This window comes from Mycobacterium sp., from assembly GCF_036490025.1.
Taxonomy (GTDB): domain Bacteria; phylum Actinomycetota; class Actinomycetes; order Mycobacteriales; family Mycobacteriaceae; genus Mycobacterium.
In genome coordinates, this window is record NZ_DASXEP010000154.1 from 1 (window position 1) to 19,913 (window position 19,913).

Below are 19,913 nucleotides of genomic sequence, written 5' to 3' on the forward strand. Positions count from 1 at the left end.
GCTGACCAGTCGAACGTCCAGGCCGGCGTACTCGACAATCTGCAACGACCGGACGATCGCGTCGTCGATCCAGGCGTCGGCGTTACCGAAGACGCCACCACCTAATCGGGTCAACAGCACGGTGCGCGACCCGCCTGCTGCTGCCTGCTCGACCGCCGCCAGCATGGTTGCCTCGTAGGCGGCTTCCAGAATCAGTCGGGCGAATGTCTCCCAATAGGATTGCGGAACACTGCCGTAGGCCACAGGTAGCGCGGAGCAAAATGCCTGCGAAACCCGTCGGCCCTGACGCTCACCGGCTCCAGTGACCTCGACGTCGCGGTGCAATCCGATCGCAAGCTTGCCACGCAGGCCGTCGCGCAATGCGTCGTCACTTGTTGCGATCAAGTCGTCGATCGCTTGCAACCCGGACTGCGTGCACAACGCGTAGCCATTGCGCATGATCCACAGCTCGGCCACGGGCCGGCCTATCTCGGTTGCCAATGCATCGCCGATCAGAGCTAACCCGTCCAATTGATTCTCGCGGGTCTGACCCAGCTGGTCGTCAACGGGAACGCAGTAATTGCGATAGATGGTGGCGGCGCCGGCGGCGATCGCGCACGTCGGGCCTTGAGTGTGGTCGTAGGCGTAACGCGCTACTCCATCTTCTGGCGTCACATCCGGCCCGGTCATCTCCAACAGGTTGAACTGCGAGGCAACTTGGAACAGCGCACCGTCGAATTCTGGCCGCGCGTGGAGTTCACCCACATCAGCTGCGATGCAGCGGACGGTCGTGCGGTCGCAAGGGGTAATGCTGACGCGTTCGCGGCGGTCGCTCAGTGGCGCCAAACTCAGGCTGCCTATGCCGTAGCGCTTGTTGTTAGCGGTCGAAACCAACTGGTCACCCTCGACAACGAGCCGTTCCTGCGTGCTTGCGTAGTCTCGCTCACGGAAGCCGGTGATCTTCTCGAACCACTCAGCTGTTGCCACGGAACGAATGATGCCACGACGGTAAGTCGTATCGTGCATTTCGATGACCCTGCCCACCAACCAGATTGGCATTGCTTCTTGTCCACCACGGACATTGGTGAGCCCGTTCGCCGATCTATCGGCCATGCATAAAGCCGACTTAGTCGTACTGGATGAACGCGGCGCCTTCTTCGATCCGGAGCGATCCGCATTTGGGGCAGCGGGCCGGGGCATCGAAACTCAGGGCGCCGCCACAATCGCAAGTGGCCGCGGCTTCGACGCCGGCGTAGTACTCCTCGGACGAAATCGGCTCGATATCGAGATGCTCCCGGACGTACTCGTGCTCGCTGGCGAAGGCAACCGTGTACGGTGTCCCACTGCCTTTCAGATAGCGCAAGTGCAGATCACCGAGCTCATCGAAGCCAATATCTTTAGCGCATCCGCACAGGACGCAACGCAACTGGTGGAACGTGAAACCGCCACCGTGGCTGACGGTGAATTGATCCGCGCAGTCCAGGCACGTAGCCGCATTCTCTAATCCCATGCGCTTCAGGGTAGGAGTGGGCACCGACAGCGCTACGGCTTGCAGGCTGACTTTAAGGCGTCAGGTGTCCACGCAGGCCAGGTTGGTGAGCCGATGACGAAGCCGCCGTTCAATTGAGTCACGATGCGCGGGCCTTCCACGGCGCTATTGTCGTACACGGTCACCGAGGCGCAACGGGTGATCGCGGCGGCGACGAGTCCCCAAAGGCGTTGGTAGCGTTCGCGAATCTTGTCCTCGGGCACATCGTGTCCGCCAGAGCTGACTCGGTGACGGACCCGCTCGACGGCCAAATCCTCGGGGATCAGCAGGACATGCAGGACGATCGCGTAGTCCGCTGCGTGGGCGGCATCGACCAGTTCGAGCTTTGACGGATGGGAGAACACGGTCTCGGCGATGAACGATGCGCCCAGCTCGATGAGCTTGGCCCTCGTCGCTGCCGCCACCCGCGCAGCCTCATATGAGTGGTAGGCCTGATCATCCGGCCAGCGTTGCTTAGCGATCTCGTCCGCGTTGACGAAGGCGCTGCCCGGTAACAGCGGCGCCAGCGTGAGTTCGACAAACGTCGACTTGCCCGCTCCGTTGGGTCCAACGACGAGATCGAGCCGCCTCATCGGGCGCGCGTGGCGTTCGCCTTCTTGCGGCGCGGTTGTTTCGCGTTGAGCGTGACCGAAGACCCGTCAGGACGGTGCTCAACGATGTCACCGTTCTCATCGAGAGCCACGGTGGTAATGCCGCGCTCAGCAAGCGTCTTGCCATAGTTCGATTCCGCCAGATTCTCCTGAATGGCCGTAGCGATCTCGGCATTGAACACTGCGCCCTCTTCGACGCTGAGTTCACGCAATTCCAGCTCGCCGGCCAGCGCAGCTTCAACTCGACGCCGAGCCGCCGTCTGCTGACTCGATATCGCGCGTCCCACTCGCGCCCAATGGTCGAGTTGTTGTTTGGCCGAGCGGCTCTGGCGCGCACCCTCGGCGGCCGCACTGTCCATAAGGTCGGCGGCCACGCGCGTCACGCGATCAGCAGTACTCGTCATGGGGCCTCCAGGTGTAGCAGTATGCTACAAGCGTAGCAGGCTGCAACATCCGCGGCCGGCGCCCCAACCACCGGGCATTTCGGCCGAGGCCTGCTGCCCCTTGGCGGATCACCGGTAAATCGGCCAAGCTTCGAGATAGGCGTCAATTGCGCGTTCAATTGCTAGGCCATATTTACTCGGCGCGTAGTCAGGCCCGAACGTTTCCTGCAATGCGGGGGCGAGTACGCCCAACACGACGCCATCGCTTTGAGCATTGGTGGGTTTCGCCGACGTTTTAAGCTCCAACAGCAGAGCGGGATTTCGACGCTCGAGCTCGTCGATGATCAACAGGCGAGCTTCGTCCGGTACGGCGTCGAGAACATTGCTCATAGAGTTGACAGCCGGGCGACATTCATCTGTATATCGGCCACACTTCGAGGAACCTTTTCACAGCCCGTTCGACCGCTAACCCGTGGGCATTGGGGACCCAATCATCTCCCATGCTTCTGACCACGGCTCTCGCAAGCAGTTCGTTGACAGCCTGACGCTGCTCGTTGGTGGGTTCGTGCGTGCTGCGAAGCTGGGCAAGCAGATTAGGGTCCGCGCTGGCTAGTTCATCAGCGATTATCGCGGATGAATCAGGCGGCAACGCGTCGAGTGCGCTTTTCATCAATGTCTCCAACCGTTACGGTTGTTCGGCCAGGCAGTAATAACTTGCCCATCTTTATTCAGAACCACCGTCGCATCTTTGCCCTCATATTTATAGCGCCCGTGCCTTGCCCGTTGATCTGATAGCTCGGCGGTGAGAGCGGATGCCGCACGGCGTCCTGCAGGGCACTGTCGTTAACGCCGTGCCCGTCTCGATCCTCAATCTGCTCTTGCCCGTGGCCCGTGTAACCGTTGATCTGTGGAGGCGGTGGGAACGGTGGCTCACCTGCTTCAGGATGCTGAGCGGATTCTTCGCCTTCTATGGGCACCTTGAGGTCGTGCAGGCGGGACCTGATCAAGGCCTGCCTATCAAGCAGAGGCTGCTTGTCGGCAATGCAGGAGTCATAGGCCCCCTGCTGTGTCGGCAAGATGAAAGTTTTTCCGCATCGAGCGTTCCAGGCATTGATGTCGTCATTGACTTTTGTCCACGCGGCTCGTGCTTCGGCTTCGGTCATGTCCTCGGGCTTGACCGGCAACTCAGGATCTTGCTTGAACGTGTGATTGTCGACGGGGCGGATCTGACCGTTGGACGGCGGCGCGGGCGGGAAAGTGTTGCCAACGCCGGCCACGGCCGCAGTAACTCGGCCTGCAACCTGGGCATCGACGCCGATCAACTGCGCTGCCCGGCCACTGATATTCGCGGCATGCGTCTCAGCGGCGGCCTGGCGAGCGGCCCGCTGTGCGGCTGATCCACCGGTCATCCGGTCAGTGACCGAAAGATCTTCGCCCACTACGAATCCCGCCGAGCGGGCATCTTCCACGGCGTAACGAACTTGGGAGCGCGCTGCCTCCAGTTCTGACGCTCCGCTGCGCGCGACGGTCGCGGCTTCCTGGAGCTGATCGACGACCGCGCTGGTGGTCATCAGGTCGGCGTGGGTGTCGGTCCGCAGCGCATGGGCGGCCTCGCCGTCCCAGTCGACCGTCAACGCGTCGCTCCACACTCCGTGGGCCACTCCATAGCTGCGTTCGCCCACATTTTCCCAGTGACTGGCTGCCTCGGTGAGGTGATCAGTGGGCCACGCCAGCAGGGCCGACAGGCCAGGAGTCCCTGTGACTGCTGCCATCGCTACATGCGGATCGTCGGCTGGAATATTGCGGCCAGCGCCGTTGTGGAAGCGGCTTCTTGGGCGATATAGCTCGTATCGGCCAGCGTGACGCCCGTTGCGCGATCACCCACCCGCGCGGCCAGCGCGGCGGTGAAGGCCGCGACGTCGACATGGGCGGCATCGACCGCGGCGGCGCTGGTCTGGCACGACAATCCGAGTCCGGTCGGTGCTACAACCTCGTGGAGGGCGCCAACTGCGGCATCCCAGCGCGTCGCCATGGCGTGCACACCAGCGGTGTCGACGCGTAATTCGTGTCCCACGGGCCGAAGTTTAGGCACATGCCGCACCCGTAACCAGTCACCGTGAGGTGCGCTACCTAATGTGGGTTCATAGACCAAGGCACGCCCTCGACGAAGCGATGCGCGTTCTCAAACCCGGCGGCCGCCTTGCCATCGGCCGACCTGTGGGAAACCAAGCACGCCGACCATCTACGAGAGCAGGGTTGGCAGCAGGTTCAACGTCGCAGCGTCGGATGGCGAATGTGGTACGGCGGCCCGTGGACTTCGACTTGACTTGTCACCGCGACAAAGCCGCGATGAATCACTCGGGAACTTCTGCCCAACACTGCGGGTAACTGCTCATCTGGTAGTCAATCGCGGGCCAATTGGTCGCCTACCCTGAAACGCGATGGACAACCCACTGCGGCATCCGCCCGGAGTCCCGCGTGTCGAAAAGCCGCGGGCGGAGGGTCAATTCCACCTCGCCGACGGTCGCCGGCTTGGCTACGCAGAATTCGGTGATCCCACGGGCCCGGTGGTGTTGTGGTTCCACGGCACACTCGGCGCGCGGCGCCAATTCCTGGCGAAGGGCCGACGTGCCGCCGAACGACTCGGCCTGCGGGTGATCGTCATCGAGCGACCGGGAACCGGGCTCTCCGATTCTCATCGCTATTCCTCGGTGAGCGATTGGGTGGCCGACGTGGCACAGGTGGCCGATGCGCTCGATGCCGAGCAGCTCGGCGTCGTGGGCATGTCCGGCGGCGCACCCTACGCACTGGCCTGCGGCGCGCTACCTCCACTGGTCGATCGGGTGGCCGCCGTCGCCGTTATCGACGGCACCGTCCCGGCGGTAGGCCCCGAGGCCACCCGCGCCGGCGTTACCGACGTTGCCCGGCGGTGGGGCCCGGTGCTCACGCAGTTGCGACGGCCGCTGGCAGTGATCGCGACCATCTTGCTGGCACCGTTAATTCCCTTCGCGCACTACGCTTATCGCGCCTACACCCGCATGTGGCCCGAGGCCGATCGACGGGTTCTGGCCGATCCGGAGGTCGAGGCGATCTTCGTCGACGACATGGTCAATGCCTTCCGGGGGCGCTGCCTGGCTATGGTCGATGATGCTCGACTTTTGGGGCGCGACTGGGGTTTTCGGCTTGTTGACGTGAAGGTGCCGGTGCGGTGGTGGCACGGCGAGACCGACCACGTCGTTCCGATCGACGGCGTACACACGGCCGTCGCGCGCCTGCAAGACGCCGAACTCACCGTGCGCTCCGAGAGCCACCTGGGCGGCTTCGCCATGACCGACGAAGTGCTCGCGCACATGCGCGCGAAGCTCTCGGGCGGGCCGGGAACCTGTGATCTCCCGGAGTTGCGCAGCAGCTAACGCGCCTCGTCTGCGGTCCGCGCGGTGTCGCAAGGTCGGTGTGTGACTCCGCTGACACAAACTGCGAAGATTGATGGAGCCTGCCTTATCCATGACGAAGGGGACCATCGTGCAGATCTCTAAATTCCGACTGGCGGTTGCCGGCCTGATCACGGCAGCCGGCTTCAGCATCGTCGGTGCAGGGGCGGCGTACGCCATCCAGCCACACATGGTCAATGCGAGAGACCACCTGAACCAGAGCCTGTCTGAGTTGCAGATCGCCGACCCCTTCGATTCGGGTGGCCACCGTGAACAGGCGATCGAGATGGTTCGGCTAGCGATCGACGAAGTTAACCAGAGCATCGACTACGCCGAGCTACACCAGTAGTATCGGCTCCGATAACGTCGACGCACATGACCGGCGCCGCGACCCGAACAGTGCTTGCCGGTGTCTTGTCCATCGGGCTGGCGGCAGTATCCGTAACCGCTGACCCTGCCGTCCTCTCCGCGTCGCCGGTGGTGCGCAGCGCTTATGTGACCGTTTCGGTGGCCACGGTGTGGACCACCCCACAGAGCCCGCGTCCAGTCGACCATCCCGCTCTGACAAATCCGGTCGATATTCGCGGCTGGCTGTCCGCTATGACGCTGGATCAGCAGGAAGCGCTCACCTCGGACAATCTCGACCAAACGCAGGTCCTCTTTGGCGACCGCGTGGTTGTGCTTGGGGAACAGGGCGACTGGGATGAGGTAGTGGTCCCCGATCAGTCCACACCGAAGAACTCTCAGGGCTATCCCGGCTGGATTCCCAAGGCCCAGTTGACAATCGACGCGGGCTACGGCGCACTGAAGGAGTACGGTCCCTTCGCGCTGGCCGATCGCGGCATAACCGCCTGGCTGTACCACGAATCCGGACTCTCCGATCGCGACCTCGAGATCAGTACCAACACCCGGCTTCCCGTCCTGAACCGCACCGATAAGGCAGTTCAGGTGGCCACCCCCGATCGCGGGCCGAAGTGGCTGGATGCCCGAACGGTGGCGGTCTACGCAAAGCCCGCGGACATACCGCATCCCACCGGAGCTGATCTGGTCCGGTACGCCGCCATGTTCGTCAACATCCCCTACGTGTGGGGCGGCGTTTCGGGGTTCGGAATCGATTGCTCCGGTTTCACCGCCGCCATCTACCAGGTGCACGGCATCACCCTGCCGCGCGATGCCGGCCCGCAAGCCGCCGATAGTCGGGGCCGGCCCGTCGACAAATCCGCGTTGCAACCCGGCGATCTGGTCTTCTACTCGCACGGCGGCAGCGACCCCGCCGATCCCGACGCGATCCACCACGTGGCTATGTATTCCGGAAACGGCGAAATGGTCGAGGCATTCGACAAGACGGAACCCGTGCGCATCACCCCGGTTCGACTGGACGCAGACTATTGGGGTGCGCGCCGCTACCTCGACCAACCGCGGCGATAGGGGTCGTTAACCGCCGCGGCGGCCCCCATTGATGACCTCGATCTCGCAGTTGAAGCCCGACGCGCGTGAGAGACGCGCATCAGCGGTGACCAGCACGGCATCCAGAACCTCGGCCAGCGCAATGTAGGCGGCATCGTAGGGCGCGACGACATGCCTCAGTTCCCATATGCGCTGCAGGAGTGGCTGGTGTGAGGACCGACGCAGCGGCAAATTCACCAGATCGGCTAACGCACTTGCGGCCCTTCGGGCGGGCATCAGTTTTGCTGCAACGTGGCGGCGCCACACAGAGACCACCTCAAGGTCGGCGAGTTCGGGCGCGCCCAACGTCTCGCCTGCTAAACGTTCCCTCGCGTGCTCGCCGTCTGTTCCATCATCGCCCAGCGCTACGGCCAATACGCTCGCATCAACGACGATCACGTTCTGCCCGAACGTGATCGACAGCAGTCTTGAAAGATAGGCGCCCACCATGGCGTCCACCGATGCGGTCGAGAACCTCATCCAGAGTGGGCTGATCCGCCTCGGCGATCAGACGGCTTCGAAGGTATTCCTGTAGGGACTGATGCGCGCGCGCCGCTCGCTCGCGCAGGACTCGGTGGGTGTCTTCAGGGACGTCTTTGATCTGAACACTGGGCATGGCGCCATTATGGCGCTGCTAGCGCCATAATACAAGCGCTGGGTAACCCGCCCAAGTTGCACTGCCTGACTGGGAATCCCTTACGTCACAGGAAGTTAGCGGTATGGCGATATGCGCGCCTCGTAGCGACAACTGCATATCGCCGACGCAACAGCCGCAAGCTTTCGCCATGCGGTGGGCAAAAATCATGCCCCTCTCCGAGAGGTCCGTGTGGCGGATGTGATTTCGGCCGTTAGCCCTCATGGGAGGATGGCTCCGATGATCCTCGCCGTCGACCTCGGCAAGACGTGGTGCCGGGCCGCAGCAGCCGGCCGCCGGGCCGAGCGCGCTGGCGCTCCAGGGCTGGCCGCTCCTGGCGGCGTGCGGGCCGCGGAGGTGGCGATCCTGACGGTCGCGCGCGAGCTCGGCCCGGTCGACGAGGTGATCGTGGGCGCCGCCGGGGCGCTGGCGGCGCCGGACGCGGCACGCGCGCTGGGCGATGCGCTGCTGGCCTCGCTGCGGGTCCAACGCGTCGCGGTGACCAGCGACGCAGTGATCGCGCACGCCGGCGCGCTGAACGGCCAGCCGGGCGTCGTGCTGATCGCGGGCACCGGCGCCGTGGCGCTCGCGATCGATACGAACGGCGCGTTATGCACCGCCGACGGCTGGGGCCCGTGGCTGGGCGACGAGGGCGGCGGCGCGTGGATCGGTGCCGCCGGGCTGCGCGCGGCGCTGCGCGCCCACGACGGCCGCGGTCCGTCCACCGTGCTGCTCGACGCCGCCCGCGCCCGCTTCGGCGCGCCGGAGACCTGGCCCGCCCGGCTCACCGGTGCCGCCGCGTTAGCGTCCTTCGCGCCCGACGTCCTCGCTGCGCAGGGCGACGCCGCGGCGCTGGCGATCGTGCACGCCGCCGCCGAGGCGCTCGCCGCGACCGCCCGGGCGGTCGGGAATGGCCCGGTGGCGATGGTCGGGGGCCTAGCGGCATTTGAGGTGCTACGCGAGCAGCTCGACCTCGTCCCGGCCGCCGGCGACGCGCTCGACGGCGCATTGCGGCTGGGGACGATCCACCAGCCGCACGTGATCCGCGTGCAGGCGGCCCCCAAAGCCCTTGCCGTGCAAGGACTCGACGCGCTCGCCACCGAGGGCGTGCGCCCAGACCTGTACGACCTCGACGCGTGGGCGATCGGCGAGGTCGTCGCGCTGCTCGTCGCGGCCGAGGGCGAAGCGCACGGCGCGGTGGCGGCGGCGGTCCCGCGGATCGCGGCGGCGGCCGAGGCGATCGTCGCTCGGCTCGAACACGGCGGTCACCTTATCTACGCCGGCGCCGGAACACCTGGTCGACTCGGCGTGCTCGACGCGGCCGAGTGCGGGCCCACGTTCGGAACCGACCTCGTGCGCGGCGTGATTGCCGGCGGGCCGGTGGCGCTGACCGAGGCGATCGAGGGAGCCGAAGACGCGTTCGACCCCGCTGATCTCGCCGGCCTGACCGCCGCCGATGCGCTGGTCGGGATTACGGCGTCGGGCCGCACGCCGTACGTGCTCGGGGCGCTCGAGCACGCGCGCGCGGCGGGCGCGCTGACCGTCGCGATCGTCAACAACCCGGGCAGCGAGGCGTCTGCCGAACTGGTGATCGAATTGCTCACGGGCCCTGAGGTTCTCGCCGGCTCCACCCGGTTGACTGCGGGAACGGCGCAGAAGGTCGTGCTCAACGCGCTGTCGACGAGCGTGATGATCGCGCTCGGCAAGGCCTATGGACCGCGGATGGTCGACGTGCGCCCGACCAGCGCGAAGCTGCGCCGCCGCGCGGTCCGCATCGTCCGCGACGCGGCCGGCGTCGACGAAAAGGCCGCGGCCGCCGCGCTCGCCGCCGCGGGTGGTCACGCCAAGACCGCGATCGTCGCGCTGCTCGCGGGCGTCGACGCGGCCGAGGCCGCCGTCCGCCTCGACCGGGCGCGCGGACGCGTGAGGGATGCGATCAAGTAGCGATAACCGTCTCGGCGATTTCCAGCGCGAGCTGGTACGGCTCGGGCTCGTTGCGGTTGGTCAGCACGACCACCGTCATGTGCCGCTTCGGGTAGCGCACAATCACATTGCGGAAGCCCACCGTCTCGCCGGAATGCCACAACGTCTCCCCGGTGATGCGCCAGCCGTAGCCGTACTCGACCTCGGGATCGTCGGTGTGCGTCGCGGGTGTGAACGCTGCCCGTAATGAGCTCGGCTGCAGCAGGCGCGAATCGTACAGCGCGGCATCCCATTTCGCGAGATCGTCGATCGACGAATAGATTCCGCCGTCGCCGAGCACCGCGCTGGTGTGGTCTTGGTCGGTGCAGTGCCAGCGGCCCGCCTCTTGCGTGTAGCCGAACGCGCGATGGTTCACCGTCGAGATACCTTCCTGGTAGGCGACGGTATTGAACATGGCGAGCGGCTCGAAGATGTGTTCCCGCAGGAACGTTGCGAAGGTCTTTCGCGACGCCCGCTGCACGATCAGTGCCAGCAATGCATAGCCGCTGTTGCTGTACCGATAGCCGGTACCTGGGCGAAAGTAGCTGCGATCTTGTGTTTTCAGCAGCCGCAGGACATCGGCGTCGTGCAACTGTGCGGCAAGGGTTTCCGGTATCACCTCTTCGTAGTCGACAAGCCCCGATGTGTGGGTGAGCAGGTGGCGAATCGTGACCGTCTCGGTGACCTTCGACAGCGAGGGCAGCCAATCATGGCCGCGGTCATCGAGATTGAGCCGACCGTCCTCGGCCAACAGCAGGATGCTCGCGGCAGTGAACTGCTTGGTGACCGATCCGAGCCGGTAGTTCGTCGCAGGCGTGGCGGGCGTGCCCGCTTCCAGGTCCGTGAGACCGTAGCTTGCGCGCACGATCGGCTGACCGTCACGCACCACCAGCACGGACGCGCCCGGCACGTCGCCGGCGTAGTTGCGCATCAACGCATCGACTTTCGGCGTCATCACGCCGCGACTCTCAGCGACCCGGAGCAGCGGTCGGAAGGCCGACTCCCGCCGCAGCGGCGAGGAGCCGTTCGTCGTAGCTGACAAACGCGGTCAACAAAGTGCCGAACACCGCATCCCCGGTCGCGAGATGGATCGCATCTGATGACCGCAGTGCGGGATCGGGATACGCCGCGGCGGCGGCCCGGACCACCTGGTCGATTTCGTAGAGCGCTACCCGAGCCGCGATCGCGGGCACGGAGGCGAGACGCAGGGGATCGACCCGGCGCACGGCCCGAGGGAGTTCCACCTCGATCAGCCTTGATGACACCCACGGCGCCGGTGTCTGCGTGTCAAGCCAGTTAGCGAGGGACTCGCTTTCGGGTTCACGTCGTATCAGTTTCATGAGGGCAGACGTATCGAGGTACAGCATCAGTAGCGCTCGCTGTCGCGCAGCTCGCGTAGCACTTGGCCGGCCTCATGGTGGGTCTTGACTGGTCCGGATGGACGTGGCGCAGGTCCGCTCAGGCTGGCAGGACGAAGCCTTCCGGCGCTGATCATTTCGGCTAGGGGATTTCCTTGGGACGGAACCAGGCGGGCCACCACGACTCCGCGCTCGGTGATGTCGATCTGCTCGCCGCGTTTAACCCGTGCGAGCACTCCCGCCGTGTTCTGGTTCAGCTCGCGCACCGGTACCTCAGACACGGCGGCAAGTGTACTACGTATTCGTAGTACATGGGGTTACGAGCGCGTTTGCGGCTCGATCTGCACTGCGACGAGACTGATTCTCATGCAGATCCCGTTCGCCGACGCGGTGCTCAGCCGGCTGAGCCGCCGCGATGCCGGCCTCGAAGTCGTCGAGGAGATCGAGGACGAGGCGCTCGAATCCGTCGACGCCGACGATCTGCTGTCGGCCGAGCCGGCCCTGCTCTTGCAGAGGATGGAGAACCGTCTGATCCGGCATCAGCTCGCCGAGCCGGATGTGCTGAGCGCCGAGGAGCTGCGCAAGCTGCGCTACATCCTCAACTTCGCCAGGCTCGCCGACTTCGAACCGGGTGCGGCGGGCCCGGGAGGAACCCGCGGGCGCGGAGACGTCTCGGTCGGCGCCGAAATCGCGCCCTGGCGCTCCCGAGTGGCCGACGCGCTCTACGGACCGCTGCGCGAGGAGCCGGATCCGATCACCGCGCTGAAAGCCGCCCGAGAGACGCTGGCAGGTCTGGCCGCCGACCAGGACGACCAACGACAAGTGCTCATCGAGCGGCACGGAAACGATTTCTCCGCAGCGGAATTGGACTCCGAGGTCGGCTACAAGAAGCTCGTCACCATCCTCGGTGGCGGAGGTGGCGCGGGTTTCGTCTACATCGGCGGCATGCAGCGCCTGCTGGAAGCCGGCCAGCTGCCCGACTACATGATCGGCGCATCGATCGGGTCGATCCTGGGCAGCCTGGTCAGCCGTGCCCTGCCGGTACCGATCGAGGAGTACATCGCCTGGGCCAACACGGTGTCCTTCCGCGCCATCCTGGGACCCGAACGGTTGCGCCGCCGCCACGGGCTGGCCGGCATGTTCGCGCTGCGCTTCGACAAGTTCGCCAACGCCATGCTCAGCCGCGAAGACGGCCAACGAATGCGTATGTCGGACTTGGCAATTCCGTTCGACATCGTGGTCGCCGGAGTGCGCAAGCAACCGTACACGGCGCTGCCGTCGCGGTTCCGCCGCCCGGCATTGGCGGCACTGAAGCTGCAGTCGGTTCCGTTTCGCCCGATCGGCATCGGTCCGGTGGTCGGCGCTCGGATGTGGCAGGTGGCCGCCTTCATCGACCTGCGGGTGGTCAAACCGATCATTATCGGCGACGACGACCCGGCCCGCGACTTCGACGTTGTCGATGCGGCGTCGTTCTCGGCGGCCATTCCTGGTGTGCTGCACCATGAGACGAGCGACCCGAGGATGATACCGATTCTGGACGACCTATTCGAAGAGAAGGACATCGCGGCCCTCGTCGACGGCGGGACGGCAAGCAACGTACCGATCGAATTGGCGTGGAAGCGCGTCCGTGACGGCAGGCTGGGCACCCGCAATGCGTGTTACCTGGCCTTCGATTGCTTTCACCCGCAATGGGATCCGCGGCACCTGTGGTTGGCGCCGATCACTCAGGCGGTCGCGTTGCAGATGGTTCGCAACCTGCCCTACGCCGATCAGCTCGTCCGATTCGGCCCGACGCTGTCGCCGGCCAACTTGGCGCCGTCGGTCGCGGCCATCGATCGGGCGAGCAGGTGGGGACGCAACAGCGTCGATAGGGCGGTCCCGCTCACGACGGCGCTGCTGGAGCCGACGTGGTGGGAAGGGGATGGGCCCCCGGCCGCCAAGCCCAAGACGCCGCCGAAGTCGGTGGCATCGCCGATGAGCGCGGTCATGGCGGCGATTCAGGTGCCGACGAGTCGCTTGGCCCGGTGGCGAGACCGCCTGACGTGATGTCTTCATATCTGGTGGTCCGCCTGGCATCTATATTGGTTCTCAGCCCCGAGTTTCGGAGCTCAGCAGGCACTGATCAGCGAAAGTAAGCTCGATGCGGACCGGTCCACGACTTCTGGCCATTGCTGTCGGAATTGCCGTGATTGCCCTCGTTGCGGCGTCCTCGGCCAGGTATGCGGCGCACACGGCAGCACGCGGTAGGCAGCCGAGCGCAGCTCCGGCAGCCGAAAGTACAGCTCCTACAACCGAATTCGCCACGATCTCCGAGCTGATGAACGATGCGATCGCGGCCGAGAAGCTGCCAGGCGGTGTGGTTGTGATCGGGCATAGTGGCAGGATCGCCTTCCACCAGGCTTATGGCTCACGCACGCTTGCCGGCGAACCGGGGCTGGACGGATCGCCCACGCCTGCGGAGCCGATGACCGAAGACACGATCTTCGACATCGCGTCGCTGACGAAGCCTCTGGCCACGGCGACTGCCGTGATGCAGCTTTACGAACAAGGCAAGGTTGCCTTCGACCAACCCGTGCAGACGTATTTGCCTGACTTCAATACTTCGAACGATCCACAGCGTGCACAAGTGACCGTTCGCATGCTGCTTACCCAGACGTCAGGTGAAGGGATAGACGTCAGTCTCGGGGACCCGTGGGGCCTGGCCGGAGCCGACAAAACAGAAGGCGTCCATCGTGCGCTCACCACGCCGCTGCAGTCGGGTCCCGGTGAGGTTTTCCGCTACTCCGACATCAACTACATCCTGCTTGGCGCGCTGATCGAAGAGCTCACCGGCGACGCCGAAGATGATTACGTTCAGCGGAATGTCTTTGCGCCGCTTGGCATGCAAGAAACCCGCTACCTTCCTCCAACCAAAGCATGTGGCCCACACACGATCAGAGGAGCTGCGATTGCCTGGGCTCCCGCGCCAAGAGGACGCGAGCTGGTCGCCTGTCCTGCCGGTACCTGGAGCACCAGTCTGTTGCCGCGCGTCGCACCAACGGCGATCGACGAGGAAAGCAGAGCCGATCCGAGCAAGAATCCCGATTTTGGTTACCTGCTTCGAGGCACCGTGCATGACCCGACGGCGCGCCGGATGGGGGGAGTAAGCGGGGACGCCGGTGTGTTCTCGACGGCGCACGATGTCAGCATCTATGTGCAGGCCCTGCTCGATCGGCTTGCGGACCGCCCCAGCAAGTTTCCGCTCAAGCAAGCGACTCTGGAGTTGATGACGACCCCCCAGCAGCCCGGACACACGCCTCAACAAGTCGAAGCAGCCAATGATGCTGCCCGAGAAGCCATCGCGAAGACACCAAACACAGAAGATCCGCTGCTGGCTCCCAACTATCCGGCGATCGAGGGCCAGCGGCTGTTCGGTTTTGGCTGGGATATCGATACGGACTTTTCCAAGCCGCGAGGTTTGATCTTTCCCATCGGCAGCTTTGGCGCCACCGGGTTTACCGGTACCTCGGTGTGGTTGGACCCAGCCTCAGATACCTATGTGATTCTGCTGACGAACTCCATCCTGGTGCGAGGCAGTCCACCGATCTCGAGGCTGCGAGGCGATGTGGCTACGGCGGCAGCCCAGGCCTTGCGTCTCTAACCGCCGGCGCCACTACCGCAGGCCGAGCGCGACGCGCAGCCGCTCGGCGTCCATGCCGCCGAGCGCGGCGGCACCGGCGGGGAAGCTGTCGAGCAGTTTGATCGGGTCGCCGCGTCGGGTGGGGTCGTCGGCGGCCTGCCGCGGCGTGTGGCCGTCGAGCGCGGGAGTGGGCTCATCGCGCCATTTGCTCTCGTAGTCGCGGATGCGACGTGGTGCGTGCAGTCCACGCGGAATCTGCTTGACCGGTGATCAGGCTGCAAATGTACGCTGGTACCAATATAGCGGTAGAAAGGTACCTCTGTGGCATTGAACATCAAAGATGCGTCGGTCCATCAGGCGGTCAAGCAGATCGCGAAAATCACGGGTGAGTCCCAGACCCAGGCTGTGGCGACTGCGGTGAATGAGCGCCTGGCCAGATTGCAGAGGGACGATCTCGCGACCCGGCTCCTGGCCATCGGTCATAAGACAGCGAGCCGGATGAGCCCAGACACCAAGCGGCTGGACCACGCTGCTCAGCTCTATGACGAGCGAGGGCTGCCGCGTGATCGTTGACACGTCGGCAATCATCGCGATCCTGAAGGAAGAGGAGGACGCCGCGGTTTACGCCCGGGCCATCGCCGCTGCCAACGCACGAAGACTGTCTTCGGCCAGCTACCTCGAATGCGGGATTGTTCTGGACTTCCAGCGTGACCCGATCATTAGCAGAGGTCTGGACGAACTCATCCAGGAAGCCAGGTTCATAGTCGAGCCGGTGACCGAGCACCAGGCCCGCCTGGCCCGCCAGGCCTACGCAGATTTCGGCAAAGGTGGCGGACACCCGGCGGGTTTGAACTTCGGCGATTGCCTCTCGTACGCGTTGGCGCTCGACCTCCGGGAGCCGCTGCTCTGGAAAGGCGACGACTTTGGGCATACGGGCGTCGAATCCGCGCTGCAGGCATGAGTCGCAGTCGACATGCCGGTGCTGCCAACTGGCAGTGGGGTGCGTCGAGGCACGCTTGCCGTTGAAAAGTCGCTACTAGGCGGGCATTTCGCATAGTGGTTCGGCAGCGTGACTGGTGGGACAGAGGTGACCAAAGGCTGACGTGCCATCAGCGCGCCTCGGCTTCGCGTTCGGAATCCGGCGCACTGCTGCCGTGCCCACGCCACTTCCGAAAGCCCTGCCGCGCAGCGAAAGCGCCGACTACAGCCGTCACACACCACACCGCGATCGCCGCGTACGCCAACACCGGTGACCGATTCCCGATCGAAGCGCCCAGCGCGGTGTAGACAAATGCCCGCGGCACCGAGCCGATGAATGCGCCAACAGCCATCTGCCACAACGGAACGCCGAACGCCCCGAACGCATAGGACGCCAGCGCATCGGACAACCCGGGAATGAAGCGCTGGCCGACCACCGCCCATAGCCCCCGTCGTTGAATCAGCGCGTCAAGACGGTCGGCACGTGAAGCACCCAGCAGAGCTCGCGCGCTGTCCCGGCCGGCGCGACGGCCGACCAAGTTCGCGACGACCGCGGTCCCCACCGTCGCACCCAGCGTCACGAAGACGCCCAGCACCGGCCCGAAGAGCAGCCCGCTGCTGGCGGCCAGGATCGGGCCCGGCACGAAGATCGCGCCGAGGACGGCCGACACCACGATGTAGGTCAGCGGCGCCGCAGGCCCCGTCGCCTTGACCGTGCGCCGCACGTCTTCGATCTCGACCACGTGCTTTACGGCCAGCAGATAGAACAGCACCACCAAAAACGCGGCGAACACCGCGAGACGCACGATGTGCCGCCGTGGCGAGGGGGGCGCGGAGGTCATGGTGACCGTGATACTTCCGTATGACCGGCTCACGTAGGGTCACATGGTGTGAGAACCGATGACGACAGCTGGGAGATCACCGAGAGTGTCGGGGCGACGGCGCTCGGTGTGGCGGCGGCGCGCGCGGCCGAAACCGAGAGCGACAATCCGCTGATCAGCGATCCGTTCGCGCGGGTCTTCCTCGACACCGTCGGCGACGGTGAGTGGAACTGGTTCGCGGCTCCTGAGCTGCCCGCCGAGGTCGTCGAAGCCGAACCCGCACTTCCACTGCGGCAGCAGTCGATGGTCAGCTATTTCGCTTCGCGGACTTTGTTTTTCGACACCTTCTTCCTCGACGCCACCAACGCGGACATCCATCAGGTGGTGATCCTGGCCGCCGGCCTGGACGCGCGGTCCTGGCGGTTGCCGTGGCCCGACGGGGTCACGGTCTACGAGCTCGACCAGCCCCGAGTGTTGGACTTCAAGGCCTCGACGCTGCACGAGCACGGTGCCGACCCGACCTGCCATCGGGTCGGCGTCCCGGTCGACCTGCGCCACGACTGGCCGAACGCATTGCGGCAGGCCGGGTTTGATACGTCGGCGCCGAGCGCATGGTCAGCCGAAGGACTGTTGATGTATCTGCCGGCGACGGCCCAGGAGTTGCTATTCGACCGCGTCCAGGGGCTGACCGTCACCGGCAGCCGGGTCGGCATCGAGGCGTTGTCACCCAACTTCGCCGACCCGGCGGCCGCCGCGCAGCGGCGTGAGCGCATGGACCGGGTCCGAACGTTGATGGCCAGGGCCGACCCGCAGCGCGAGATCCCGCAATTCGACGAGCTGTGGTACTTCGAGGAACGCGAAGACGTCGGCGACTGGTGGCGTCGGCACGGCTGGCAGGTGACGGAGACGCCGTCGGACGAGCTGATGACCGGGTACGGTCGCAAACCCCCGCGGGAGATCCAAGACAACATCCCGCCTTATTTGTTCGTGTCCGGGCAGCGGATTTAGTCGCCCGCGGGCGTTGCGGCGGTAACGCCGGGCTGCTGGATTGACCGTCCGCCGGACTTGGGGCCTCCCCCAACCGGGGCAACGATGACTGCTGGGCTGCCCGGGACCCGGATCCCCGGGTAGCCCGGGCGAAGTGAATTGTCCTGCGGGCTGCTGCCCGGTCCGCCGGGACCCGTTGGGCAATTGAATAAGCACGGTGGGGATGGATTCGACGGGTCGGCGTGAACAAGCCCTGCGCCGGACGTCAATACTGACAGCCCGACTCCGGTAGCGATCGCGGCCGCCTCGGCCAGGAGTTTCATGCTCATAGCAGATTGCTCCTCTCTGGGCGTGAATTTTTACATGATGTTTACATGCTACGCCCGCGACCTGGGAGTTTAAAGGGTCATCGCGACCAAACCGGATTCAGCTATACATCGCTGCCGCGCAGTCGCACCATCCGCGTCGTCGAACTCTCGTCGAGCTCGACGACGTCTGTCCGGGATCGCAGGAAGTCGCTGAAAGACTTGAATCCCAAGGACTTTTCGCTAAAGGACGGGTCCATCCGCTTCATTTGCGACTTGACCGCGGAGTTGTGCAGCCAGTCGACGTCGTCCTTCTCCGTGCCGATGCGCAGCGCGCGGGTCAACAACGCCGTAGCAGCGATCTGCGGATCGGGTGCCGGCGGCTCGTTATCAGCGGGCTTGGTGCCCCGCGTTTTGGGCGCCGGCTCGGGCACCGGGACCCCGGGCAGCGCATCGTAGATGACGAAATCGTCGCAGGCCGACGCCAGTGCCCTGCTCGACGACCCCGCGACCCCGACACCCACCACGTAACGCCCGAGCCGCTTGCAGCGCTGTGCCAGCGCGATGTAGTCGGAGTCGCCGGCCACGATCACCACATGGGTCAGGTCCGGCAAACGGAACATGTCCTCGACCGCGTCCACGGCCAGCCGAATGTCGGCACCGTTCTTGCCGTAGGCCGCGGCGGGAAACAATTGCACCAAATCGACTGCGCGACCGACTAATTGCTCGCGGTAGCCGGTGTTGACCTCCGACGACCAGTCGGCATAGGCGCGGGTGAGTACCAGCGTGCCGAACGACGAGGCGAAGTCGATGATGGCACCAACGTCGACGGTGGCCTTGGTAAGCCGGTCCTCCTTCAGGCCCTTGGCCTTGTCCTTCTGGAACGAGCTGCGGCCGTTGACCTGGTCGTACCGCGAGATCACGATGTTGTCGAAGTCGAGGTACACCGCGACACGGTCGGCGTCGGCATCTGTCATCGGTCCAGTCTTGACCATCGGTGGCCTCGCGAGCCGGATTTGCGGATAGTGGATGTCATGATCGAACTACTGCCGGATATGCCCGAGGGAGTGACTGGCGTTCGTGTATCGGGCAGGCTGGCCGGCGACGAGCTACGTGAGGCCAGGCCCTCCATCGAGGACATGCTGACAACCGACGAGATCAGGATCGTCGAGGTCATCGCCAACGACTACGAAGGCTTCGGGCCCGGCGGATTGTTCGAGGATCTCAAGCTGGGCCTGAGCACCGTCTGGCCGCATCACGCGCACTTCAAGCGCATCGCCATCGTCTCCGACAAGTCGTGGGTCATCCACACGGTCCACGCCATGGCGTGGATGATCCCCGGCGAGCTCAAGACCTTCAAGCTCGACGAGCTCGACCAGGCCAAGAAGTGGGCCGCCGGCTGAATAGCCAAGCTGCAGTGAGCAATTGCCACGCGGTGATCGGGTAGACGCTGCATCGCTCTAGCAGGCCGAGATGCCCTGTGCCGGATTGCAATTCGGCGGCGAACAGCGCAAAGCTCAGCAGTCCGAGCACGCCCAAACCGACCGACACCGCGCGATGCCATCCGCCGATGATTGACGACCCCGCAAGGATTGCCGCGTTTCCGCCGATGATCGCGAGCACTGCGCCGACGGCGTGCGTCGCGGATCCGCTGTGGAAGAACGCGATCGTTAAATTTCCGAACAAATTCACCGCGGTTAACGCAGTTAACGAACGCTTCCGAATGGCAACGGCGCCAACCAGAAACAGCATGCCCTGCACGCAGAACCCGGTGTTCATCAACCACGCCAGCGGAGAGTGCGACGGGACGCCCAGGTCACTGATGAAGTCTCGAACATAGCTGTACGAGGGCGGAAACGAGGCCGCGGCAA

General features: G+C 64.9%; 25 protein-coding genes and 3 pseudogenes. 13 read left to right on the forward strand and 15 right to left on the reverse strand.

Annotated elements, in window-relative coordinates; translation table 11 throughout:
• The coding region (locus VGG53_RS17455) for a hypothetical protein (protein WP_331519333.1) at positions 1–966 on the reverse strand (966 nt) is incomplete at its 3' end.
• 43 nt (positions 967–1,009) lie between these two features.
• Between VGG53_RS17455 and VGG53_RS17460 the strand changes: the two genes are divergently transcribed.
• Positions 1,010–1,483, forward strand: a complete 474-nt coding sequence (locus VGG53_RS17460; RefSeq protein ID WP_331519334.1) for a hypothetical protein — start codon at positions 1,010–1,012, stop codon at positions 1,481–1,483.
• 38 nt (positions 1,484–1,521) lie between these two features.
• On the opposite strand, the gene VGG53_RS17465 is transcribed toward VGG53_RS17460, so the two are convergent.
• The 5 genes from VGG53_RS17465 to VGG53_RS17485 form a co-directional block, all read right to left on the reverse strand.
• The gene (locus tag VGG53_RS17465) at positions 1,522–2,100 is read right to left on the reverse strand and encodes a zeta toxin family protein (RefSeq protein ID WP_331519335.1); all 579 of its coding nucleotides are present in this window, start codon (positions 2,098–2,100) and stop codon (positions 1,522–1,524) included.
• The gene (locus tag VGG53_RS17470; RefSeq protein ID WP_331519336.1) at positions 2,097–2,522 is read right to left on the reverse strand and encodes a TA system antitoxin ParD family protein; all 426 of its coding nucleotides are present in this window, start codon (positions 2,520–2,522) and stop codon (positions 2,097–2,099) included. Before VGG53_RS17470 ends, VGG53_RS17465 begins: the two co-directional genes overlap by 4 nt.
• A gap of 108 nt (positions 2,523–2,630) precedes the next feature.
• Entirely contained in the window at positions 2,631–2,891 is a 261-nt protein-coding gene (locus VGG53_RS17475; protein ID WP_331519337.1) for a hypothetical protein, read from the reverse strand.
• Between the two features lie 338 nt (positions 2,892–3,229).
• Positions 3,230–4,135 carry a hypothetical protein gene (locus tag VGG53_RS17480; RefSeq protein WP_414688988.1) on the reverse strand — a complete coding sequence of 302 codons (906 nt, stop codon included), beginning with the start codon at positions 4,133–4,135 and terminating at the stop codon, positions 3,230–3,232.
• A 140-nt stretch (positions 4,136–4,275) separates the two neighbouring features.
• Positions 4,276–4,575, reverse strand: coding sequence for a hypothetical protein (locus VGG53_RS17485; RefSeq protein ID WP_331519339.1), 300 nt, complete (start codon positions 4,573–4,575; stop codon positions 4,276–4,278).
• A 77-nt stretch (positions 4,576–4,652) separates the two neighbouring features.
• Here VGG53_RS17485 and VGG53_RS17490 point away from each other — a divergent pair.
• The 4 genes and pseudogenes from VGG53_RS17490 to VGG53_RS17505 form a co-directional block, all read left to right on the forward strand.
• Positions 4,653–4,827, forward strand: a pseudogene (locus tag VGG53_RS17490) (SAM-dependent methyltransferase); the annotation flags it as partial.
• A 115-nt stretch (positions 4,828–4,942) separates the two neighbouring features.
• Positions 4,943–5,914 (forward strand): alpha/beta hydrolase, encoded by a 972-nt coding sequence (locus VGG53_RS17495; RefSeq protein WP_331519340.1) that lies wholly within the window; start codon positions 4,943–4,945, stop codon positions 5,912–5,914.
• Positions 5,915–5,984: 70 nt separating this feature from the next.
• On the forward strand, positions 5,985–6,281 hold the full coding sequence (locus tag VGG53_RS17500) for a hypothetical protein (RefSeq protein WP_414688989.1): 297 nt from the start codon (positions 5,985–5,987) through the stop codon (positions 6,279–6,281).
• Positions 6,282–6,307: 26 nt separating this feature from the next.
• Positions 6,308–7,360 (forward strand): NlpC/P60 family protein, encoded by a 1,053-nt coding sequence (locus tag VGG53_RS17505; RefSeq protein ID WP_331519342.1) that lies wholly within the window; start codon positions 6,308–6,310, stop codon positions 7,358–7,360.
• A 6-nt stretch (positions 7,361–7,366) separates the two neighbouring features.
• On the opposite strand, the gene VGG53_RS17510 is transcribed toward VGG53_RS17505, so the two are convergent.
• Positions 7,367–7,858 (reverse strand): type II toxin-antitoxin system VapC family toxin, encoded by a 492-nt coding sequence (locus VGG53_RS17510; protein WP_331519343.1) that lies wholly within the window; start codon positions 7,856–7,858, stop codon positions 7,367–7,369.
• Positions 7,764–7,994: a FitA-like ribbon-helix-helix domain-containing protein gene (locus VGG53_RS24065; RefSeq protein ID WP_414688990.1), complete on the reverse strand. Its 231-nt coding sequence runs from the start codon at positions 7,992–7,994 to the stop codon at positions 7,764–7,766. The genes VGG53_RS17510 and VGG53_RS24065 overlap by 95 nt, the downstream gene beginning before the upstream one ends.
• A gap of 258 nt (positions 7,995–8,252) precedes the next feature.
• Here VGG53_RS24065 and VGG53_RS24070 point away from each other — a divergent pair.
• Both VGG53_RS24070 and VGG53_RS24075 read left to right on the forward strand, forming a co-directional pair.
• Positions 8,253–8,972, forward strand: a pseudogene (locus VGG53_RS24070) (BadF/BadG/BcrA/BcrD ATPase family protein); the annotation flags it as partial.
• A gap of 114 nt (positions 8,973–9,086) precedes the next feature.
• Positions 9,087–9,956, forward strand: a complete 870-nt coding sequence (locus tag VGG53_RS24075) for an N-acetylmuramic acid 6-phosphate etherase (protein WP_414688992.1) — start codon at positions 9,087–9,089, stop codon at positions 9,954–9,956.
• Here the strand turns inward: VGG53_RS24075 and VGG53_RS17520 are convergent.
• Genes VGG53_RS17520 through VGG53_RS17530 form a run of 3 tightly spaced genes read right to left on the reverse strand, consistent with a single transcriptional unit; the run spans position 9,949 to position 11,613 of the window.
• Positions 9,949–10,929: a serine hydrolase domain-containing protein gene (locus VGG53_RS17520; RefSeq protein WP_331519345.1), complete on the reverse strand. Its 981-nt coding sequence runs from the start codon at positions 10,927–10,929 to the stop codon at positions 9,949–9,951. The two genes, VGG53_RS24075 and VGG53_RS17520, sit on opposite strands and share 8 nt — an antisense overlap.
• Positions 10,930–10,942: 13 nt before the next feature.
• Complete coding sequence (locus VGG53_RS17525; protein ID WP_331519346.1) at positions 10,943–11,341, reverse strand: type II toxin-antitoxin system VapC family toxin; 399 nt, start codon at positions 11,339–11,341, stop codon at positions 10,943–10,945.
• Positions 11,341–11,613, reverse strand: a complete 273-nt coding sequence (locus VGG53_RS17530; RefSeq protein WP_331519347.1) for a type II toxin-antitoxin system prevent-host-death family antitoxin — start codon at positions 11,611–11,613, stop codon at positions 11,341–11,343. Before VGG53_RS17530 ends, VGG53_RS17525 begins: the two co-directional genes overlap by 1 nt.
• Before the next feature lie 85 nt (positions 11,614–11,698).
• Between VGG53_RS17530 and VGG53_RS17535 the strand changes: the two genes are divergently transcribed.
• Entirely contained in the window at positions 11,699–13,378 is a 1,680-nt protein-coding gene (locus VGG53_RS17535) for a patatin-like phospholipase family protein (RefSeq protein WP_331519349.1), read from the forward strand.
• A 94-nt stretch (positions 13,379–13,472) separates the two neighbouring features.
• Positions 13,473–14,972 (forward strand): serine hydrolase domain-containing protein, encoded by a 1,500-nt coding sequence (locus VGG53_RS17540; protein WP_414688991.1) that lies wholly within the window; start codon positions 13,473–13,475, stop codon positions 14,970–14,972.
• Positions 14,973–14,984: 12 nt separating this feature from the next.
• Here VGG53_RS17540 and VGG53_RS17545 read toward each other — a convergent pair.
• Positions 14,985–15,176 (reverse strand): annotated as a pseudogene (locus VGG53_RS17545) (hypothetical protein); the annotation flags it as partial.
• A gap of 96 nt (positions 15,177–15,272) precedes the next feature.
• Here VGG53_RS17545 and VGG53_RS17550 point away from each other — a divergent pair.
• Both VGG53_RS17550 and VGG53_RS17555 read left to right on the forward strand, forming a co-directional pair.
• Positions 15,273–15,524 (forward strand): type II toxin-antitoxin system VapB family antitoxin, encoded by a 252-nt coding sequence (locus VGG53_RS17550; RefSeq protein WP_331519351.1) that lies wholly within the window; start codon positions 15,273–15,275, stop codon positions 15,522–15,524.
• A complete protein-coding gene (locus VGG53_RS17555) occupies positions 15,514–15,912 on the forward strand; it encodes a type II toxin-antitoxin system VapC family toxin (protein WP_331519352.1) in 399 nt (132 codons plus the stop codon). The genes VGG53_RS17550 and VGG53_RS17555 overlap by 11 nt, the downstream gene beginning before the upstream one ends.
• A gap of 148 nt (positions 15,913–16,060) precedes the next feature.
• Here the strand turns inward: VGG53_RS17555 and VGG53_RS17560 are convergent, their stop codons facing one another.
• Positions 16,061–16,771, reverse strand: a complete 711-nt coding sequence (locus tag VGG53_RS17560) for a TVP38/TMEM64 family protein (protein ID WP_331519353.1) — start codon at positions 16,769–16,771, stop codon at positions 16,061–16,063.
• A gap of 48 nt (positions 16,772–16,819) precedes the next feature.
• Here VGG53_RS17560 and VGG53_RS17565 point away from each other — a divergent pair, with 48 nt between their 5' ends.
• Positions 16,820–17,758, forward strand: a complete 939-nt coding sequence (locus tag VGG53_RS17565; protein ID WP_331519354.1) for a class I SAM-dependent methyltransferase — start codon at positions 16,820–16,822, stop codon at positions 17,756–17,758.
• Positions 17,759–18,167: 409 nt separating this feature from the next.
• Here VGG53_RS17565 and VGG53_RS17570 read toward each other — a convergent pair whose 3' ends face one another.
• On the reverse strand, positions 18,168–19,019 hold the full coding sequence (locus VGG53_RS17570; protein ID WP_331519355.1) for an NYN domain-containing protein: 852 nt from the start codon (positions 19,017–19,019) through the stop codon (positions 18,168–18,170).
• 57 nt (positions 19,020–19,076) lie between these two features.
• On the opposite strand from VGG53_RS17570, the gene VGG53_RS17575 reads away from it, so the two are divergent.
• Positions 19,077–19,445 carry an STAS/SEC14 domain-containing protein gene (locus tag VGG53_RS17575; protein ID WP_331519356.1) on the forward strand — a complete coding sequence of 123 codons (369 nt, stop codon included), beginning with the start codon at positions 19,077–19,079 and terminating at the stop codon, positions 19,443–19,445.
• Here the strand turns inward: VGG53_RS17575 and VGG53_RS17580 are convergent.
• Positions 19,399–19,913: DUF998 domain-containing protein (locus VGG53_RS17580; RefSeq protein ID WP_331519357.1), on the reverse strand; the 515-nt coding region annotated here is incomplete at its 5' end. The two genes, VGG53_RS17575 and VGG53_RS17580, sit on opposite strands and share 47 nt — an antisense overlap.